This window comes from bacterium, from assembly GCA_040753555.1.
In the GTDB taxonomy this organism is placed as follows: Bacteria; UBA9089; UBA9088; order UBA9088; family UBA9088; genus JBFLYE01.
Window position 1 is genome coordinate 1 of the sequence record JBFMDZ010000028.1, and the last position, 19,265, is coordinate 19,265.

At 35.4% G+C, this 19,265-nt stretch carries 27 protein-coding genes; 18 read left to right on the forward strand and 9 right to left on the reverse strand.

All coding sequences use genetic code 11. The annotated features are described in order from the left end of the window. Positions 1-344: 344 nt before the first annotated feature. From AB1630_03925 to AB1630_03960, 8 genes are all read right to left on the reverse strand, one after another. Complete coding sequence (locus AB1630_03925; protein ID MEW6102957.1) at positions 345-1,808, reverse strand: Do family serine endopeptidase; 1,464 nt, start codon at positions 1,806-1,808, stop codon at positions 345-347. A 106-nt stretch (positions 1,809-1,914) separates the two neighbouring features. Next, positions 1,915-2,073 (reverse strand): hypothetical protein, encoded by a 159-nt coding sequence (locus AB1630_03930; GenBank protein MEW6102958.1) that lies wholly within the window; start codon positions 2,071-2,073, stop codon positions 1,915-1,917. After that, entirely contained in the window at positions 2,073-2,270 is a 198-nt protein-coding gene (locus AB1630_03935; protein MEW6102959.1) for a hypothetical protein, read from the reverse strand. The genes AB1630_03930 and AB1630_03935 overlap by 1 nt, the downstream gene beginning before the upstream one ends. Positions 2,271-2,272: 2 nt before the next feature. Then, positions 2,273-3,667, reverse strand: coding sequence for a glycogen synthase GlgA (glgA, locus tag AB1630_03940; GenBank protein MEW6102960.1), 1,395 nt, complete (start codon positions 3,665-3,667; stop codon positions 2,273-2,275). 13 nt (positions 3,668-3,680) lie between these two features. Beyond that, the gene (gene glgC / locus AB1630_03945; GenBank protein MEW6102961.1) at positions 3,681-4,895 is read right to left on the reverse strand and encodes a glucose-1-phosphate adenylyltransferase; all 1,215 of its coding nucleotides are present in this window, start codon (positions 4,893-4,895) and stop codon (positions 3,681-3,683) included. Beyond that, the gene (gene hflX / locus AB1630_03950) at positions 4,892-5,956 is read right to left on the reverse strand and encodes a GTPase HflX (protein MEW6102962.1); all 1,065 of its coding nucleotides are present in this window, start codon (positions 5,954-5,956) and stop codon (positions 4,892-4,894) included. Before hflX ends, glgC begins: the two co-directional genes overlap by 4 nt. Before the next feature lie 11 nt (positions 5,957-5,967). Then, on the reverse strand, positions 5,968-7,791 hold the full coding sequence (locus tag AB1630_03955; protein MEW6102963.1) for a tetratricopeptide repeat protein: 1,824 nt from the start codon (positions 7,789-7,791) through the stop codon (positions 5,968-5,970). Then, entirely contained in the window at positions 7,784-8,209 is a 426-nt protein-coding gene (locus tag AB1630_03960; protein ID MEW6102964.1) for a hypothetical protein, read from the reverse strand. Before AB1630_03960 ends, AB1630_03955 begins: the two co-directional genes overlap by 8 nt. Positions 8,210-8,316: 107 nt before the next feature. Between AB1630_03960 and AB1630_03965 the strand changes: the two genes are divergently transcribed. The 18 genes from AB1630_03965 to AB1630_04050 all read left to right on the forward strand — a co-directional run bounded on the left by AB1630_03965 (position 8,317) and on the right by AB1630_04050 (position 18,307). Beyond that, complete coding sequence (locus tag AB1630_03965; protein MEW6102965.1) at positions 8,317-8,535, forward strand: hypothetical protein; 219 nt, start codon at positions 8,317-8,319, stop codon at positions 8,533-8,535. Beyond that, entirely contained in the window at positions 8,532-9,290 is a 759-nt protein-coding gene (gene atpB, locus AB1630_03970) for a F0F1 ATP synthase subunit A (GenBank protein ID MEW6102966.1), read from the forward strand. Before AB1630_03965 ends, atpB begins: the two co-directional genes overlap by 4 nt. Next, positions 9,287-9,484, forward strand: a complete 198-nt coding sequence (locus AB1630_03975) for a hypothetical protein (GenBank protein MEW6102967.1) — start codon at positions 9,287-9,289, stop codon at positions 9,482-9,484. Before atpB ends, AB1630_03975 begins: the two co-directional genes overlap by 4 nt. Before the next feature lie 124 nt (positions 9,485-9,608). Then, on the forward strand, positions 9,609-9,872 hold the full coding sequence (atpE, locus tag AB1630_03980; GenBank protein MEW6102968.1) for an ATP synthase F0 subunit C: 264 nt from the start codon (positions 9,609-9,611) through the stop codon (positions 9,870-9,872). 22 nt (positions 9,873-9,894) lie between these two features. Next, complete coding sequence (atpF, locus tag AB1630_03985) at positions 9,895-10,392, forward strand: F0F1 ATP synthase subunit B (protein ID MEW6102969.1); 498 nt, start codon at positions 9,895-9,897, stop codon at positions 10,390-10,392. Next, complete coding sequence (atpH, locus tag AB1630_03990; GenBank protein ID MEW6102970.1) at positions 10,389-10,919, forward strand: ATP synthase F1 subunit delta; 531 nt, start codon at positions 10,389-10,391, stop codon at positions 10,917-10,919. Before atpF ends, atpH begins: the two co-directional genes overlap by 4 nt. A gap of 1 nt (position 10,920) precedes the next feature. Beyond that, entirely contained in the window at positions 10,921-12,438 is a 1,518-nt protein-coding gene (atpA, locus tag AB1630_03995) for a F0F1 ATP synthase subunit alpha (protein ID MEW6102971.1), read from the forward strand. Beyond that, on the forward strand, positions 12,435-12,638 hold the full coding sequence (locus AB1630_04000; GenBank protein ID MEW6102972.1) for a type II toxin-antitoxin system HicB family antitoxin: 204 nt from the start codon (positions 12,435-12,437) through the stop codon (positions 12,636-12,638). The genes atpA and AB1630_04000 overlap by 4 nt, the downstream gene beginning before the upstream one ends. After that, positions 12,635-12,817, forward strand: a complete 183-nt coding sequence (locus AB1630_04005) for a type II toxin-antitoxin system HicA family toxin (protein MEW6102973.1) — start codon at positions 12,635-12,637, stop codon at positions 12,815-12,817. The genes AB1630_04000 and AB1630_04005 overlap by 4 nt, the downstream gene beginning before the upstream one ends. Positions 12,818-12,821: 4 nt before the next feature. Then, a complete protein-coding gene (gene atpG, locus AB1630_04010) occupies positions 12,822-13,670 on the forward strand; it encodes an ATP synthase F1 subunit gamma (protein ID MEW6102974.1) in 849 nt (282 codons plus the stop codon). Between the two features lie 5 nt (positions 13,671-13,675). Beyond that, positions 13,676-13,894, forward strand: coding sequence for a hypothetical protein (locus tag AB1630_04015; GenBank protein MEW6102975.1), 219 nt, complete (start codon positions 13,676-13,678; stop codon positions 13,892-13,894). A gap of 5 nt (positions 13,895-13,899) precedes the next feature. Beyond that, positions 13,900-14,181, forward strand: coding sequence for a type II toxin-antitoxin system RelE/ParE family toxin (locus tag AB1630_04020; GenBank protein ID MEW6102976.1), 282 nt, complete (start codon positions 13,900-13,902; stop codon positions 14,179-14,181). A gap of 1 nt (position 14,182) precedes the next feature. Next, on the forward strand, positions 14,183-15,256 hold the full coding sequence (locus tag AB1630_04025; GenBank protein MEW6102977.1) for a D-alanine--D-alanine ligase family protein: 1,074 nt from the start codon (positions 14,183-14,185) through the stop codon (positions 15,254-15,256). Then, entirely contained in the window at positions 15,256-16,722 is a 1,467-nt protein-coding gene (gene trpE / locus AB1630_04030; protein ID MEW6102978.1) for an anthranilate synthase component I, read from the forward strand. The genes AB1630_04025 and trpE overlap by 1 nt, the downstream gene beginning before the upstream one ends. 163 nt (positions 16,723-16,885) lie before the next feature. After that, positions 16,886-17,233: a hypothetical protein gene (locus AB1630_04035; GenBank protein ID MEW6102979.1), complete on the forward strand. Its 348-nt coding sequence runs from the start codon at positions 16,886-16,888 to the stop codon at positions 17,231-17,233. Next, entirely contained in the window at positions 17,217-17,546 is a 330-nt protein-coding gene (locus AB1630_04040; GenBank protein ID MEW6102980.1) for a YtxH domain-containing protein, read from the forward strand. Before AB1630_04035 ends, AB1630_04040 begins: the two co-directional genes overlap by 17 nt. Before the next feature lies 1 nt (position 17,547). After that, the gene (locus AB1630_04045) at positions 17,548-17,931 is read left to right on the forward strand and encodes a hypothetical protein (protein ID MEW6102981.1); all 384 of its coding nucleotides are present in this window, start codon (positions 17,548-17,550) and stop codon (positions 17,929-17,931) included. After that, complete coding sequence (locus AB1630_04050) at positions 17,852-18,307, forward strand: hypothetical protein (protein ID MEW6102982.1); 456 nt, start codon at positions 17,852-17,854, stop codon at positions 18,305-18,307. Before AB1630_04045 ends, AB1630_04050 begins: the two co-directional genes overlap by 80 nt. A 119-nt stretch (positions 18,308-18,426) precedes the next feature. Here AB1630_04050 and AB1630_04055 read toward each other — a convergent pair whose 3' ends face one another. After that, positions 18,427-18,828, reverse strand: coding sequence for a GGDEF domain-containing protein (locus tag AB1630_04055; protein MEW6102983.1), 402 nt, complete (start codon positions 18,826-18,828; stop codon positions 18,427-18,429). Positions 18,829-19,265 lie beyond the last annotated feature (437 nt).

A 19,265-nucleotide genomic window follows, 5' to 3' on the forward strand; every position in this document is an offset into this window, starting at 1 on the left:
AATAATCAAGAGAAAAAGGAAGGTAAAATTTATAAAAATTGGCTTTTTATATGAGAAAGTTTTTGATATTTTGATATAATATATCTTATCATAAACAATCCGACGCAAAGGTAGCGAAATATAAGAACTTGACCGGTTGACGATTTCGTCTTAACTGTCCTTATAAATGCCATTGTGTCATTACTCCTTTATTTATTTCTTATTAAGAATAATAATAACATTTTAAGGACAATTTGTCAAGTAATATTTTCTCTCTTTTTACATTTTATTGTCACTCACTTTTTTGTAATTTTTACCTCCCCATACCCCTCAATCCCTTATAAATACAAGAAATTCTACTTTCGCTACCACCAATTTCGCCAAGTTTCTGTTGAAGTTGGGTTACTAATCGTTGTATAGAATATATATTTTTCCCTTTTAATGAGAAAAAGGATATTTTTCTTTTTTATCTTTGATGTCATCTTTTTTAGCTCATTAAGCGAGATTATTTCTTTCCTATCCATTTCCTTTATAATATCACCCCTTCTTATTCCTCCTTCATCTGCTTTGCTCCCTTGCAAAATATTAGAGACAAGAACACCTTTTTCATCAGGAGAAAGACCAAATTCTTCTTTTATAGCTTCTGTCAAATCCTGAAGGCTCATCCCAAGCCATTCAAAAACGCCGCTATCTTTTGTTTCTTCTTTGCCTTCTTCAGGCATCTTTTCCAATTTTACCCTTAGTGTAATTCTATTCCCTTCCCTTACAAGAGAAATCTCTACCTCCTTTCCAACGCCCTTGTTTAGAACCTTCTGTTGCAATTCCTTGCTTGTCTTTACCCCTTCATTGTCTATTGCTATGATAATATCTCCCCTCTTTATTCCTACCTTCTCAGCCGGGCTATTCTTCATAACCTCTGATACCAAAACACCGCTTTTAACATCAAGACCCATAGATTCTATAATTTCTGGTGTTAAATCCTGAATATAGATTCCAAGCCAGGCACGAATGACCTTTCCATGCTCAATAAGGTCGCCGATTATCTTTTTTGCCATATTTATTGGTATAGCAAAGCCTATTCCCTGTGCCTGACCAACAATGGCTGTGTTTATTCCTATAACCTCTCCCCTTATATTCACCAGAGGACCACCAGAGTTTCCAGGGTTTATAGAGGCATCTGTCTGAATGAAATTCTCATATTCTGCAATATGTAAGGTTCTTTCCTTTGCACTAATTACACCTATTGTTACTGTATGGTTAAAGCCAAATGGGTTTCCAATGGCAATTGCCCATGAGCCAACCCTTGCCTTATCAGAATCTCCAAGCTTTGCAGATGGTAAGCCATTTGAATCTATCTTTATCAAGGCGAGGTCTGTCTTTGGGTCAGAACCAACAACCTTTGCGTCAAATTTTCTTCCATCAAGGAGGGTTACCTTTATCTTTGTAGCATCCTTTATCATATGATAGTTTGTAAGGATATAGCCCTTTTCATTAACAATAAAGCCAGAGCCTAGTGATTGCTGGGTATATTCCCTTTCTTTCTCTCTTGGAAAGAAATCCTTGAAGAAATCATCAAAGAATGGGTCTCTAAATCCAAAATCACCGAATGGGTTAAATGGCCTTACCTTTACCTTTATTTCTGTGCTTAAGTTAACAACACAGGGCTTTACTGCTTCTGCTACAGAAACAAAGGCATCCTCTAATGTAATAAGGCTTTCTATCTTTTCTTCCCTTTGTCCATTTGCAGGCTTTGGCTTTAATGGATTAAGACCTGTGCCAATAATGAAAAGAAAAAGAACAATCAGCCCTCCATATAAATATTTTTTCATCTTCTCCCTCCATAAATATCTTTTTCTTTGCGAGAAATTTTATATATACACACCTTCTTTTCTTTGTCATCTACCATATATAATATACGGTAATCTTTTCGTGCTACTATACGATAGCTATCTTCTTTACCCATAATCTTTTACACCCAATTGATCGGGGATTAAAAGGCAGATTTCTAATCTTCTCATCTATTGCAACTATTATATTTTTAGGAATATTTCTTATTTCTCTTTCTACATTCTCTGTGATAAATACCTCATACATTACAAAGGTTGCAACAACCCCTCTTTTATCAATTCCTCTCTAAATTCAGAATAAGGTCTAAACTTTGGGTTTTTTTTCTTTTCTTCATATAAGGCTAAATTATCTTCTAATTCCTCTATATATCCTTGAATCTTCTGATAATCCTTTAACGATAAAAGAACTACCGGCTCTTTAACCATAAAGCTACCTACAGACATATTTACCTCTTATAAATCCCAAGATATTCCTTCATACTCCTCTTCCAGGAGAAATCCTCTTTCATTCCATCCTTTACCATTTTAGCCCAGGCTTTTTTGTCAGAGAATATATTATAAGCCCTTTGTATTGCAGAGAGAAGCTCCTCTTTTGTATGATTTTCAAAAACAAAGCCATTTTCTTCCTCCCTTATTGTATCAGCCAAACCCCCGGTTTTTCTAACAATTGGAATTGTTCCATATCTTAAGGCTATCATCTGGGTTAATCCGCAAGGCTCATAGCGAGAAGGGATAAGAAAGGCATCGCATCCTCCGTAAATCATCCTTGCCAGCTTATCGTCAAATTTAATATTTATGCCTATCTTTTTCTTGTATTTTTTAGCCATCTCTTCAAGTAGCCTGTGGTATTTTTCCTCCCCTGTTCCAAGTAGGACAAGCTGAATTCCCATATTCATAATATCATCTATAGCAGATGATGTTATATCAAGCCCCTTTTGGTCACACAGCCTTGTTGTCATTCCAATTAGGAATATATCCTTATCCTCTACTAACTTATTCTTTTTCTGCAAAGAGAGCTTGTTTAAAACCTTATCCTTTATATTCTTCTGGCTATAATTAAATATTGCCTTGTCTGTTTCTGGATTCCATTCATCGTTGTCTATTCCATTTAGAATTCCAAACAAACCCTCTTTCCTGCTCCTTAATACACCATCCATTCCAAAGCCATATTCTTCTGTTTGTATCTGTTGTGCATAGGTTGGGCTTACGGTTGTAATATAGTCAGAATAGACAAGACCTGCCTTTAGAAATGAAAATTTTCCCCAATACTCAAGCCTTTCGTAATGCCATTCATTATCAGAAAACCCGGCAAGGTATAATGTCTCCTTTGGAAATATACCCTGATAGCCAAGGTTATGAACAGTAAGGATGCTTTTTATTCCCCGATACTCATTATTAAGCTTTATATAGACAGGAATAAGCCCTGCTTGCCAATCATGACAATGGATGACATCTGGGTTTAGATTAAGCTCTTTTATTGCCTTTAATACAGCGAGATTAAAAAGGATAAACCTCCTGTCATTATCGGGATAATCACCTTCTGGTGTGCTATAAAGATAATCCCTAGAAAAGTATTTTGGGCTGTCTACAAGAAATACAGGAAAGCCAAGGTTTTCTGTTATCTCAATAGAGACAGCCTCTTCATCCCCTCCAATCTTAATAGAAAAATCTATTACCTTTTTTCTCTTTTTTGCCACCTTCTCAACAACCCTGTGTTTTGGAAGGAATGCACAAACATCCTCCTTTTTTGAAAGCTCCTTTAAAAGGGCTCCACAAACATCAGCCAGACCACCTGTTTTGGCATAAGGCACCATCTCTGGCGTTGCAAAAACTATCTTCATCTCTTTTTCCTCCTTAAATTTTTGTATTCCTTGGGATAGCAACAATCCCCTTTTCTGTTACAAAAAACCTTTTTTTATCCTCTTCTTCATCATAACCAATTATTGTATTTGGAGAGATAGAGCAATTTTTGTCTATAATTGCCCTTTTTATCTTTGAATACCTTCCAATCTCTGTATTTTCCATTATTACGCTTTCCCTTACATCTGTCCAGCTATGCACCTTTACATAGGATGAGATTATTGACCTTTCAACCCTTCCACCACTTATTATAGCCCCTGGGCAGATAAGGGAGTCAATGGCTATTCCTATTCTTTTCTGTTCCTCGTTTGCAAATACAGTCTTTGCCGGTGGTGCTGGCTCATAGTATGTCCGAATCGGCCATCCCTTATCATAAAGGTTAAATATTGGGTTGACTGAGACTAAATCCATACTTGCCTCGTAATATGCATCAAGGGTTCCAATGTCCCTCCAGTATAACACCTCCTTCTTATTTTCGTCAATAAATGGATAGGCATAAATATTTGCATCTTGCTTTACACAAGAGGGAAGAATATCTTTTCCAAAATCGTGTTTTGTGTTTTTCTTTGCATCATCTTCTAATATTTTTTCAAGAAATCTCCTATTAAATAAGTATATGCCCATTGAGGCATAAAATGAGGGAAGTTTTTCGGTAAAAGACCTCTCTGGTTTTTCGTAGAAGGAGGTTATTTTATTATTTTTGTCTGTTTCTATAATTCCATATTGGTCTGCCATATCAAGAGAAACAGGAAGGGCACCTACGGTTACATCTGCTTTTTTTTCAAGGTGATGGTCAATCATCTTTCCATAGTCCATCTTATAGATATGGTCTCCTGCAAGGATAAGGATAAACTCAGGGTCTTCCCGGTCAACAAAGTATATATTCTGGTATATTGCATCGGCTGTGCCCTGATACCAATCATTGGAAACCCTCATCTGGGCAGGAAGAATCTCTATAAATTCACCCAGCTCCCTGTCAAAAAAATCCCATCCCATCATTAAATGCCTCATTAAGGAATAAGATTTATATTGGATTAAAACATAGATTTTTCTTAAGCCTGAGTTTATGCAATTAGATAGGGTAAAGTCTATAATCCTATAGATTCCGCCAAATGGCACACCTGGCTTTGCCCTATCCCGTGTTAAAGGATGAAGCCTCTCTCCCTTTCCTCCTGCTAAAACAAAGGTCAAAACCTTTCTCTTAATCATAGATATATTTTACTCTTTTCTTTAGGTATTTTCAAGTATGGGATTAGGTTAAGAAACAAATCAAATAATTCCTTAAAACCCCTTCCTTTTAATGCAGAAATTTCTGTTGAATTTGGAATCTCTTTCTTAAGATGTGAAATGATGGTTTTATCAGATAAAAGGTCTATTTTATTAAAAGCTGTTATCCTTGGGTATCTTGTAACATTTAGCTCTTCAAGGATTTTTTCAACCGATGCCATCTGCCTTCTAAAATATGGATGTGATATATCAACGATATGAAGGACGATGTCAGATTCGCATATCTCCTCAAGGGTTGCCCTAAATGCAGAAACAAGGGAAAGGGGAAGGTCCTGGATAAATCCAACAGTATCTGTAAAAACTATATCATTTAAACCAATTCTTACCTTTCTAGCCAAAGGGTCAAGGGTTGTAAAGAGCTGGTTAAAGGAGGGGACATCTTCTTTGGAAAGGGTTGAAAGGAGGGTTGATTTTCCAGCATTTGTATAGCCAACAATAGAGCAGATTAAAAAATCCCTCTTTCTCTTTTTTCTCTGCTCTTCCCTCTCTTTTTTTATCCCCTCAAGCTTTTTCTTAAGATTGCTAATATGCTTCCTTATCCTCCTTCTGTCATATTCTAGCTTTTGCTCTCCAGGACCCCTTGTTCCAATACCTCCTCCAAGCCTTGATAAATCCCTTCTTCCTGTAAGCCTTGGAAGGAGGTAATAGGATAAAGCCAAGCTAGTTTGAATCTTTGCTTCAGCTGTCCTTGCCCTTTGTGCAAATATATCAAGGATTATCCCTGTTCTATCAAGGACCTTAAGGTCTAACTCTTCTTCTATGTTTCTTATTTGTGAAGGAGAAGGGTCTTGATTAAATACAACGAGACCTGCATTATTTTCCTTACAAATGGCTTTTAATTCCTCAAGTTTTCCTTTTGTAAGCAAAAATTTTGGTGATTTTTCCCGTTTTTGAACAAGCTCTCCTACAACCTTTCCACCTGCTGTTTCAACCAATTGAGCAAGCTCAAAAAATGAAATTTCTTCTCCACTAGTATCAACAATAACAGCCTTTTCTACCTTCTTACCTCCCTTTTTATCTTTAAAATCTCTTTAGTTTGTGGAGGGATAACAATTGCTTTAGAAATTTCTGGGGAAGCCTTTATAATCTTTATCTTTCCAATAGACTTTCTTTTCTCTAAAACCTCAAAAATATCTCCCTCCTTTATTCCACAAAGGCTTCCTGCATTTATAAAGGCATCACCACCTTCTATCTTAAATATCTTTGCCTTTATGGGAAGCAATTCTTCTGTCTTTTGTGAAAGATAATAAATTACCTCTTTTAGCCTGTTGTTTCCAGAGCCTTTAGATATTATTACATCCTCCTTTAGGTTTTCTATATTTATCAAAATTGCCTTTGTTTTTATCATTTGCTCGTTTTCCTCTACTTCTACAAATAGCAAGAAATCAGCCCCATTTTCTTTTGCTTTTTCTATAGCTTTCTTTTTATCACCTGAAAATTCTTGGGGTATAATAAGGCTTAATTTCTTTGAATAGGAAAGGATGGTTTCAAGAAGATAATTAAGGTAATTAAGGGAATCTGGATAAACGAGGGGACATTTGGAAATTGTAAAGAATATAAGCCTTAATTCTGGCTTTGGAATTTCATCTATCTTTTCTTGATAGGTAATTGTCTTTTTCTTTTTAAAATTTATTCTTTCTGCCATATCAGATGCTTGTATGTTTGTTGGCTCAAGCTCTATAACCTTTATAAGCTCATTTTCTGTATTGCTAAACATCTCCCTTTTTTCATATATCCTTGCAAGGGAAAGCCTTATTTTGGGATCTTGTGGATTTAAAGAAATTGCCCTTTTGTATTCATATATTGCAAGAGAAATCATTCCTTTCTTAAGGTAATCTTCAGCAAGTTTAAGGTGCAAAAATGAACATTCCTTTCTTACATCAGAATATGTAGGTTCATTTAAAAGGGAAATAGCCCTCTCCTTTGAAAATTGCAAAATCTCATTTTCCTTTTCAATTTTTAATCCATCTTCATACATAGACAAAGCATTATTAAAATTTCCCATTTTTTCATAAATAAGGCCTAGGCTATATTTTGCAACCTTGTCTTCTGGCTTTAGGCTTAAAAGCCTTTTATAAAGGTTTTTAGCACCTTTATAATCTTTCTTTTCTATATAAATATTTCCAAGCTCCCTTAATTCATCTATAGGCTCCTTATTCTTTTGTATCGCCTTTTTATATTCCCAGATTGCCTTATCAAGCTCTTGAGTTTGAAAATAAAGCCTTCCTAAGCCTAAATGTGGAAGGTGTGATTTTGGGTTTTTTGCCTTTGCATCCTCATAGAACATTATTGCTTCTTCCTTCATTTTTTTATCATTCCAATATATATCACCAAGTTTAATGTAGGCTGAATAAAACCCTGACTCAATCTCTATGGTTTTTTTGTATTCCTTAATTGAGGAAAATATTTGGCCTTTTTTATAAAGCCCTGAGGCTAAATTGTAATGAAATTCTGGGTTTGTTGGGTCTTGTTTTATTGCAATTCTATAGCTTTTTATAGCATCATCTACCATTTCTGCCATTTCATAGGCAAGCCCAAGGTTATTATAAGCCTCTGTATAGGAATTATCTAAAGAAATTGCCTTTTTAAAGGATGTAATTGCATTTTTATATTCTTTATTTTGGTAATAGGTAATTCCAAGTTTATTATAAGCCTCTTTGTAATATGGGTTTTTGGAAATGGCTAAGTTAAATTTTATTATTGCCTCTGAATATTTAGCCTTTGAAAGCAAAAATAAACCTTCTTCGTATTCTTCTTTTGCGGTAATGGGATATAAGTTTGTAAAGAAAAGGACGAGAATTGTTAAGAATTTAACCACCACTAGGTTTTTCTAATTTTAAAAGGCGGGCATTTATGTCTTCAATCTGAAGGAGGATGCGAGTTAGTCTATCCTTTATCTTATTTTCTATCTCATCCTGCATCCTTGTCATTCTATATTCAAGCCAATTTGTAAGGTCTTCCTTTTCCTCCTCTCCCTTTTCATCCCTCCTTTTAATAATTTCTAATAGGGTATTCCTTTCTAAATCAGAGCTTTTTGCAAGCATATCAAGCTTTTCTATCAATTCCTTTTTTAATTCCTCCCTTTCTTTTGATAAAGTTTCAATTTTTTTTGCATCCTCTTGCCTTACAAATTTAAACCTTTTTTCTTGTAGCATTGAGCGGATAATGAGAATAACGGCAGCAATTATAGCAAAGAGACTAACAAATATGGAGATGCTTCTTATAAACTCAATCATATTTCTATTCTATTCTCTCTTTAAACATTTGTCAATAGATTTTCAAAAACAAAATGTTGACGAGCTTTCCCTTTTTTTTATATACTTTTTAGATGGATTTAGCTGGAATGCTTTTTTCTATTGTTTTAGGATTCATAATAAGCCTCTTTAATCTACTATTTCTTTTAAGAAGCCAAAGGAATGGCTTTTTTGCATTTATAAAGTATGTCCTTGTTTCCTTTGTTATTCTCTTTTTTCTTTATCTTAAGATAAGCCCCATTTTTCTAGGCATTGGCTTTGCTTTATTTCCTTTATTCATTGCTATTTGGGCTATAAATAAAAGATGAAAGAACATGAACATTCGCCTCTTATGTGGTTTATCCATAATGTTTCTGAAAACCCTATTGCTATGACAGGGGTTGTATCTTTTATCATCATTGTTCTTGCCCTTTTTGCAACAAGGAATTTGAAGGAAAAACCAGGGAGGCTTCAGAATTTCTTTGAGCTTTTTACAGAGGCTGTTTTGTCTTTTATAACCTCAATAATGGGAGAGAAGGGAAAAGCATTCCTCCCCCTTTTTGGAAGCCTTGCATTATTTATCCTCTTATCAAACCTTATAGGCCTTGTGCCTGGTTGTGGCTCTCCTACAGGAAATTGGAATACAACAATTGCATTAGCCCTCTCTGTATTCGTTACAACGCATTATATTGGGATAAGGAAAAAGGGGCTTAACTACCTTTCCCATTTTCTCTTTCCCATAAGGTTCTGGAAGAATAAATTATGGCTTTTACCCCTTAATATCCTTGGCGATATTTTGTTTATAATAATCCACCTTATGGGTGAGCTTGCAAAGCCATTCTCACTATCATTAAGGCTATTTGTCAATATGTTTTCAAAGCATACAACCCTTCTTTGCCTATCATTTGTTGTTGTTTTGTTTGCCAAGAAGCCTATTCTTTATCTTTTAACAGGGTTTATTCCTGTTTTATTGCCACCGGCAATAATGGGGCTTGGAATAATAACCTGTTGTGTTCAGACATTGGTATTTTTTCTTCTTTCTATAATCTATGTTGATCTGGCAATGGAGGAGGCAGAGCATTGAAGCAGGAGGATAGAAGGAAAGAGGCAGGGAAGATGATACTGGACATTACAAAATATTTGGTTACAGTTGGTATAATTGGTGGTCTTATTTTTGAAAAGATGCCCTTTAAAGTGGCGATTGTGCTTCTTATAATAGCCATTACATTGTTTATTATAGGGTTTTATACTATTCCATCTAAAAAGGAGGAAAAATAAAATGAACGAAATGGCAATTTATATTATTCTTGCGGCACCTTTGGTTATGGGTATTTTTGCCCTTATTGTTTCTTACAGGGAAGATCATCCCAAAAAGAAGGAAACAAAATAAAGGAGGTAAAATATGGAAGCATTGATTGCGAGCGTTGTAACAGCAGGGTTTGCTTTGGCTTTAGCGGCATTTGCTGCTGCTTTAAGTCAAGGGAATGCGACGGCAAAGGCAGCAGAGGGAATGGCAAGACAGCCAGAGGCAGCAGGTAAGATCCAAACATTGTTAATCTTGGGTCTTGCATTTATGGAATCTTTGGTTCTCTATGTCTTGCTTATCTCAATGCTTTTGCTTTTTGTCTTTGCAAAACCCTTACTTGATATGGTATTAAAAAGCTAAAAGATTAAAACTAAAAAACTCAATGATTGAGATAAATCCCTGGATGATTCTTGTCCAGCTTATAAGCTTTTTGGTGCTTATGGCTGTACTGGGAAGGTTTCTTTTTTCTCCTTTATCAAAATTTATTGAGAAAAGAAGAGAAGAGATAAATAATACATTCTCCCTTATAAATGAAGAGAAAGAGAAATCAGGAGAATTAATAGAAAGGGCAGAAAAAAGGCTTAAGGATGTAGAGAATGAGGCAAAGACAATTATTGATAAGGCTATAAAAGAGGGAGAAGGCATTAGGATAGAGATTTTAAAAAAGGCAAAAAAAGAAGCAGAAATAATGGCACAATCAATCCTTACTAATGCAAAGCAGGAGATAAAGAAGGAGAAGCAAAATGCAATTTCTTATATAGCAAAGATCTCTGTTGCCATAGCAGGTAAATTAACAAAGGAGGTTATTGATGAAAAAAAAGCAGATGCTTTGCTTTCTGAATTTATAAGAGACATCAAAGAGGAGGATGTTATTAAGTGATAATAAAAGAGAGGATAGCAAAAAGGTTTGCAAAGGCATTCTTTGAAATGGTAAAGGAGAAAGGAGAAAAAGAGGGAGAAGATTTATTTCTAATATCCTCCACAATAAGCAAAAACCCTAAAATCCTTAAGGTTTTTTCAAATCCAGCAATTTCTTTTCATAAAAAGATGGATTTTCTTAAAAATCTTTTTGAAAATCTGTCAGATGAGCTTGCAAGGTTTATATTTCTCCTCATTGAAAAGCAAAGGCTTAATCTTCTTCCCCAAATATTGTTTTATTTTAATAAGCTCATTGATGAAGAAAGGGAAAGAATAAGGGTTGTCCTTACATCTTGTTTTGAGGTAAAGGAGGAATTAAGGAAGATACTTATTGGAAAATTAAAGCAAATATTAAAAAAGGATGTTATTCTTGATATAAATATAGACAAATCTATAATTGGAGGAGGAATCCTTGAAATTGGCTCAAAGCGAATAGATGGAAGCATAGCAGGCTATCTAAAAAGAATGGAAAAACTATGGGGAGGTTAAAATGGCAGAAATAAAGGCGGGTGAAATCTCCGAGGTAATACTTAAAGAGATAGAGGGGTTTGAAAAGGGATTAGAGGTCTCTCGCGAGGGAATGGTGGTCCAGGTTGGAGATGGCGTTTCCCTTATCTATGGCTTGGATAACGCAATGACAGGTGAAATCCTGGAATTTTCATCAGGGATAAGGGGATATGTCTTAAACCTTGAGGAAGAATCTGTTGGTGCGGTAATTTTAGGGCCTGAGGATTCTGTAAAGGAGGGGGATAGGGCAAAATGCACAGAAAGGATAATGGAGGTTCCTGTTGGAGAGAGCCTATTAGGAAGGGTTGTAAATGGTATAGGTGAGCCAGTAGATGGAAAGGGAGAGATAAAAAAAGAACACTATAGACCCATTGAGGAAAGGGCACCGTCCATAGTTTCCAGGATGCCTGTATGTGAGCCATTACAGACAGGAATTAAGGCAATAGATTCTATGATTCCCATTGGCAGGGGTCAAAGGGAGCTTATAATATCAGATAGGTCATTAGGAAAAACAGCCATTGTGATTGACACAATCCTAAATCAAAAGAATGAGAATGTCTATTGTATCTATGTTGCGATTGGACAAAAGCAATCAAATGTTGCTTATGTAAATAAGATATTAGAGGAGCAGGGAGCAATGGAATATACAACCATTGTTTCTGCAACAGCGAATTCACCCGCACCATTACAATACCTCGCACCCTATACAGGATGTGCGATAGGTGAATATTTCAGGGACAATGGAAAGCATAGCCTTGTTATCTATGATGACCTATCAAAGCATGCCCAGGCATATAGACAGATGTCTTTGCTTTTAAGAAGGCCTCCAGGGAGGGAGGCATATCCAGGGGATATATTTTATCTTCACTCAAGGCTTTTAGAGAGGTCAGCAAAGTATAACAAAGAAAATGGCGGAGGTTCTCTTACTGCCCTTCCCATTATAGAAACCCAGGCAGCAGATATATCTGCCTATATTCCAACAAATGTTATCTCTATTACAGATGGGCAAATCTACCTTGAGGGAGACCTATTTTATGCTGGAATAAGACCTGCCATAAATGTTGGATTGTCTGTTTCTAGGGTTGGCTCATCTGCCCAAACTAAAGCAATGAAAAAGGTTGCAGGAAGGCTTCGGCTTGAACTTGCCCAATACAGGGAGCTTGCTGCATTTGCTCAGTTTTCTACAGAGCTTGATAAAGCAACCCTTGCTCAAATAACAAGGGGCGAGAGGATGGTAGAGGTATTAAAACAGGAGCAATATAAACCAATGCCCCTTGCAAAGCAGGTAATGCTAATAAACGCAGGTGTTGAGGGATTTCTTGATTCTATTCCAAAGGAACAGGTGGCTCTCTTTGAAAATGCCTTCTTTAAATTTATGGAGGAAAAATATCCAGAGATAGAAAAAGAATTACAGGAAAAAAAGGATTTTGTTGGTTCTCTAAAGGAGCGTCTTGATAAAGCAATATTGGAGTTTAAGGAAGAATTTGAAAAAAAGGTATGATAAGGGCTTTTACGCTTGAATATTGGATAGATGATGGCTGGTATATTGGAAGGCTTAAGGAGGTTCCTTCTGTATTTAGTCAAGGCTCTTCTCTAAAAGAATTGAAAGAAAATATAAAGGATGCATATAAATTGATGAGAGAAGAAGAAATATTGTCTTATAGTGAGATACAGAAAGAAGAAATTAGAATTGAGGTTTGAAGCGATATGATTTTATTAGAGAGCTTGTAGATAAGGGGTGTTATTTGAAGCGGCACGGTGCAAAACATGATATATATGTAAATCCAAAACAAGGAAAGAAGGCTCCTATTCCAAGGCATTTAGAAATTAAAGAAAGTCTTTGTAGGTTGATAAGAAAGCAGCTTGGACTTGGGGAATAAAGAAATGGCATCAATATCAACAAAGTTTATTAAGGGAAGGATAAAGTCTATAAGGAATATCCAAAAAATAACCAGGGCAATGATGCTTGTTTCTTGTGCAAAGCTTTCAAAGGTAGAGCGTATAATAAAACAAATCCGTCCATACTCAAATAGAATTTTTGATATTATGGAAGATATTGCACTTAAGTCAGAGAAAAAGCATCCATTCCTTATGGAAAGAGAGATAGAAAATGAGCTTTTGATAATACTAACATCAAAAAGGGGGCTTTGTGGTAGTTTTAATACAAATATTATAAGGGCTGCAGAGGAATACATAAAAAATGCATCATCCAATATTTTGCTTCTTATTATTGGAAAAAGGGGTGAGATGTTTTTTAAAAACAAGGATTACAAGATAATGGAGATAGAGTCTCTATTAGAGAAAGAGACTGAGCTTGTTTCGGGAAGAATAGCAAAAAGAATAATGACGGGCTATCTTTCCTTTGAGTTTGACAAAGTAACTTTAATCTATAATGAATTTATCTCTGTCTTTCGGCAGGTGCCAAAGATAACAAGCCTTATTCCCATTATTCCAAAAGAACCTCAATCTCTATTTGTCTCTGACTACATCTATGAACCCGATTATGGGGTCTGTCTTGATTCAATCTTTTCCTTATATTTTAGATTTCAACTCCTCAGGATATTCTTTGAATCACTTGCCGCAGAGCATGCCGCAAGGATGATTGCAATGGAAAATGCAACAAAAAATGCAGAAAATCTTATAAAAGAGCTATTTTTAACCTTCAATCAGACAAGACAGGCGGGAATAACAAAGGAGATAACAGAGATTGTTAGTGCAGGAGAGGCAATATAAGAAAAATGGCTGTTGCTGTAAGAATATCAAAGGAATTGGTTAGTGAGGCTAAAAAATATAGCCATATTGACCACAGATCTATAACAGGCCAAATAGAACATTGGACAAAGATAGGCAAATGTGCTGAAGAAAATCCAGATTTAACCTATAGCCTTATCAAAGAAATATTTATAGGAATAGAAGAATTGGAACAGGGTGAAAAGTCAGAATATAGGTTTGGATAGCATGGATGAAAATCTACCAATCAAAAATTTTCGAAAGTAAAGCTAAAAGGTTTTCAAAACAAGAAAAAGAAATATTGGATGAAGAGGTTAAAAGAATAATAGAAAATCCTTTGGTTGGAGAAGAAAAGAGAGGAGACCTTCGTGGTATATACATTCACAAGTTCAAAATTAAAGCTCTCCAATACCTCCTTTCCTACAGAATGATTAACGATGAATTAGAATTGATTATGATTGGTTCACACGAAAATTACTATCGCGATTTGAAAAAATATTTGAAGAGAAGATAAAATGAAAAAAACAAGGGTAGGCATAATATTTGGCTCAAGGTCTGTTGAGCATGAGGTTTCTGTCATCACAGCCTATCAGGTAATTGAGGCAATTGATAAAGAAAAATATGAGCCAATTCCTATTTATATTACAAAAGATGGGAAATGGATGCTTGGCCCTTGTAATATTGAAGCCTTTAAAAAGGAAATTCCAAATAGAGAAATAATTTTTCCTCCAATTCCAAAAGCTGGACTTATTAAAAAAGGCATATTCCATAAAAGAATAGATATTGATATTGCATTTCCTTTGGTTCACGGAACATATGGCGAGGATGGAACATTACAGGGTTTATTAGAGCTTGCTGACATCCCTTATGTTGGCTCGGGTGTTTTAGGCTCTTCTCTTTGTATGGACAAAATTGCATCAAAGAAAATCTTTAAAAGCTTGAGCTTTCCCATTGTAGATTGGCTTTGTTTTGAAAGGGGTGAAAAAGGAATGATTGAAGATATAGAAAAAAATCTTTCATATCCGGTAATTGTAAAGCCTTCAAATCTCGGTTCATCCATTGGTGTAAATACATCTTCTAACAAAGATGAGCTTATCTTTGCTTTGGATGTTTGCTTTGAATATTCACAAAAGGCTATTGTTGAGAAGGCATTATTAGAAAGCAGGGAAATAAATTGTGCAATACTTGGAGATAAAGAGGTTATTCCATCGTTATTAGAAGAGGTAATGAAAGGCGATAAATTTTTGACATACAGCGAAAAATATAGGAAGGGAAAGGGAATGAAGGGTGCAGGGAGAATAATTCCAGCAGAGATAGATGATGAATTAACAAAAAAGATTCAAGCCCTGTCAATTGAGGCATTTAGGGCTTGTAGTTTAAGCGGCATTGCAAGAATAGATTTTCTTTTGAAAGATGGGGAAATTTATATCAATGAGATAAACACAATCCCAGGCTCATTATCCTTTTATCTCTTTAAACCAATGGGAATAGATTTTAAAGAGCTTATTACAAGGCTTATTGATATTGGGTTTTCAGAGTATAAAAGAAAAAAGGAGGTAAAATATTCCTATGAACTTAGTATATTTTGATGTATCACCCAAGCTTAACTGATTTTAAAAAACTTGTTAACAAAGGAAGAACGATTCCCGTATATAAAGAGATATTAGGGGATTTAGAGACGCCTGTTTCTTGCTTTTGCAAGGTAAGGGATAATTATTCATATCTTTTAGAAAGTGCAGAGAGCGAAGAAAAAATAGGGAGGTATTCATTTATTGGAATAAATCCAAAGGTATTCTTTAAGATTAAAGGGAATAGGGTTTTTATTACAAGGAATGGAAAGGAAATAATAAAGGAAGTAGAAAAAAATCCCCTTGTTTTTCTTAAAAACATTATCGCCTCATATCAGGCTGTTTCCTCTCCTTCTCTCCCCAGGTTTTTTGGTGGTGCTGTAGGCTTTGTAGGCTATGATTATATAAGGTTTATTGAGAATCTTCCAGAAAGAATAGAGAATGACCTTGATATTCCAACAGCATTTTTTGTTATAACAGAGAATAATGTAATTTTTGACCATCTTAACCATACAATAAAAATTATAGCCACAATCCCTATTGAGGGAGATCCTGACAAAACCTACAGAATGGCAATAAAATCTATAGAAAGTATAGAAGAAAAGCTAAAAAAGCCCCTTATTTTACCTTGTGAAAAAATAAAAAGCAAAGGCCAAGAATTTGAGGTAAGCAAGGAAGATTATATGAAAATGGTAAAAAATGCAAAGGAATATATAAAGGCAGGCGATATATTTCAGGTTGTTCTTTCCCAGAGGATAAAGAGAAAGACACAAGCTTCGTCTATTTCTATATACAGAAGCCTTAGGCACATAAACCCATCTCCATATATGTTCCTTTTGGATTTTCCTGATTACAAGATTATTGGCTCATCCCCTGAGCTTCTTGTAAAACTAGAGGATGGCATTGCAGAGACAAGGCCTATTGCAGGAACAAGAAAAAGGGGAAAGACAGAGGATGAGGACAAAGAATTGGAAAAAGAGCTTTTGCAGGATCCTAAAGAGAGGGCAGAGCATATTATGCTTGTTGATTTAGGAAGGAATGACTTGGGAAGGGTATGTGAATTTGGAAGTATTGAGGTATCAGAGTTTATGAAGGCAGAAAGATATTCCCATGTTATGCACATTGAAAGCTCTGTTAAAGGAAAGATGAAAGAAGGGTTTGGTGGATTTGAGCTATTATCTGCCTCATTTCCAGCAGGCACACTAACAGGTGCGCCAAAGATAAGGGCATGTGAAATAATTGATGAGCTTGAGAAAAAAAGAAGAAATCATTATGGAGGGTGTGTTGGATATTTTGGCTTTACAGGAAATATGGATACAGGAATTATTATAAGGACAATATTGCTTCATAAGGAAATCGCCTATATTCAGGCAGGTGCTGGCATAGTTTCCGATTCAGACCCGGAAAAAGAATATGAGGAATCCTTAAATAAAGCAAGTTGTTGCCTCTCTGCTATATCACTTGCAGAAGAAGGACTTATTTTATAAGGCTTTCAAGTTTTTTACCCTCTTTAAAAGCTTAGGCAACCTTTGAATAAAAGATCATAAATCCTTTTGTATGTTTATTAAAGATTGTTGGACAAATTGAAATAGTAACCATCTATACAAGAAAAGATTGACAAATCATATTTACTTTTGATAAATTTATGTAATGAATATAATTATAGCAATATGCCTGGCTGTTTTAACCTGCACCATCCTTTTCGTCGGTATATATTTTGTCTCTGCTCTTTCTTCCCTAAAGAAGACAATAGATGAAATTGGCGAGCTTGTGGTTTATATAAAAGCCGAGATGCCTGGATTAAAAGGCTCTATCTGTAAAGGACTAGATGCTATAAATATGTGCTCATCTATAATAAATGAGGTATCTGGTGGTTTTAAAACAATAAAAGAGAAGGTAGTTACACCACTTACCTTTATTCTTGGTATATATGCAGGAGTAAAATCTGGTCTAAATATTTTTCTAAAAGGGGGTGATAAAGATGGAGACAAGGGATAATAATCTAGCACTTATATTCGCATTTACCGCTGGTGCAGCCTGCGGAGTAATAGCAGGCATTCTTCTTGCTCCTCAATCTGGAGAGGAAACAAGAAAAAAGATAAGGGAGGCAGGTGAGAAGATAAGGGAAAGGGGTAGTGTTCTTGTTGAAAAGGCACAGGGTCTAATAGAAGAGGGAAGGGAAAAGGTAGAGGAATTTGTAGAGCATGAAAAAGGGGCTTTAAAAGAGAAAAAATCCATAATTGCAAAGGCTGTTGCAGCAGGAAAAAAGGCAATGGATGAAGAGATTGAGAGGATAAAAGAGAAGGTTTAATTTGAAAATATTTCTTGTCTTTCTTCTTATTTTTTTTATTGGATGCCATAAATCAAAAGAGGCTTCTTTTAAAACAACAAAAGCTAGCTTTCCCAAAAAGGAGATTTATCTTCAAAGGGCAAATTGTTATATTGGCTCACAAAGCTATTCATTGGCAGAGAAAGAAATAAAAAAGGCAATTAAGATCTCTCCAGATGATGGAAATCTTTATCTTATCCTAGGAAGCATATATGACAAGAAAAATGAAAATAAAAAGGCAATTAACGCATATATTGCGGGAATAAGGCTTTCTCACAAGACAAAAAATGAAAAAATTGGCACCCCTTCTTCTCGCAATCCTTTTATCCCATTGCACAAAAGAGAAATTACTCAAGGAAAGCCCTGATAGAATTTCTTATAACACAGATTATGGGCTTTCAATCCTTCTATATCCAGAATACAAGAAGGTGAAGGAGAATGAAAATTGTGTTTTGTTTTCAAGGGATAATGAGGGAGATATTGCAATTATTGTTTTTAGGGAAACCTCAAAAGACATAAAAAGATATTACGCCCTTTCCTTTGGCACATCAAGTTTTAAATTAGAAAATTGCGATAGCTATATCTTTACAGAGAAGCAAAAAGAGGGGTTTAGGGAATTTTTGAAAACAAGGCTTGAGATATTTCCGCATCAAAGGGACATTCAAGTTACAATAATTGCAAAAGAAACAAAAAAGAGATACAATAAAATAATGGATATTTTCTCAACGATAAGGATAGAATGAAGACGCGATTTGCTCCAGCACCCACTGGCTACCTCACTTTTTTAAAGGAAAGCCAATGTTAGAATTTATCTCCTTCAACCCTGTTTTTGCCCTTTCTCTTGGCTGAATAGAGTCTAGAATCAGCAAGCTCCATCAGGGTTCATATCCTGACAATCTTTGGAGAGCGAGGAAATTCCACAGCTTACTGTGATACGGTCTCCAGTGGAGAGGAATGCCTCTTCTTCAACATCCTTCCTTATCCGCTCAGCTATCATTTTTGCATTTTTTATATCTGTCTCAGGAAGAAGGAGGCAAAACTCCTCTCCACCATAGCGAGCAGGGATATCTATCATCCTGCAGGTCTTTTTGAGGAGTGAGGCAAATTTGACCAAAACCTTGTCTCCTTCAATATGGCCAAATTTGTCGTTTATTGCCTTAAAATCGTCAAGATCAAAGAATAATAAGGTTCGGTGATTAAGGAGAAGGGTTGGACCATCATGGTCAGCCAATTCTTTAATCTGTTTGAACCTTACCGCATTCATTAAGGAGGAGGCGGCATTGTTGATAATGGCGTTAAAGACCATAATGTCATTGCGGTCAAATGGCTCTTCCTTGTCTCTGGCAATACTAATCCGTAACTTCCTGATTTTTAAGTAATATGTAATCTTAAAGCCTCTATGATTTTCCTTGTTTGTTTTGGCACTTCAAGGTCTATCCAGTGTTTTGATACTTTTACTTTTCTTGCTTTGCTTAAGTATAATAACACATCTTGGGGACTATATTGAACCAGAAGCTCCTTTTTTACCAGTTTTTGGTAAATCTTGTAATAATACACAAGGGAAAGGTAGTGCTTTGTAACGCAAATTATTAAAGGAAAGAAATTCAATTAAAAATTAGCAATGCAAAACTCAAAATGCAAAATGAACTTTACGGTAATTTTGAATTGATAATTGCTAATTTTGCATTGGACATTGAAATT